The following is a 261-nucleotide window of genomic DNA, read 5'->3' as shown; positions in this document are numbered from 1 at the left end:
CCCGCTTCACCGGTGTGGAGGGTGAGGCGAGCTACCGCTTCAGCCCCCATTTCACCGCCGGGGTATTCGGCGATCTAGTCTACGGCACATTGCGTGGCGGCGGCAATCTGCCGCGCATACCGGCGGCCCGTTTGGGCGTGCGGCTCAATACGGTCTGGCACCAATGGTCAGGCGGGCTCGAGGCCTACCGAGTGTTCAGGCAGAACCGCGTCGCCGACCATGAAGCGGAGACGGCGGGCTACAACATTGTGAATGCGGATG

Annotated in this window: 1 pseudogene; it reads left to right on the top strand. The window is 64.8% G+C overall.

The features are described 5' to 3' along the window. Window positions 1-261: pseudogene (locus EUU22_RS22245) on the top strand (TonB-dependent receptor); the annotation flags it as partial.

Source organism: Ciceribacter ferrooxidans, assembly GCF_004137355.1.
Taxonomy (GTDB): Bacteria; Pseudomonadota; Alphaproteobacteria; order Rhizobiales; family Rhizobiaceae; genus Allorhizobium; species Allorhizobium ferrooxidans.
The sequence above is the reverse complement of the archived record's forward strand: the minus strand, read 5'-3'. Positions and strand labels throughout refer to the sequence as shown.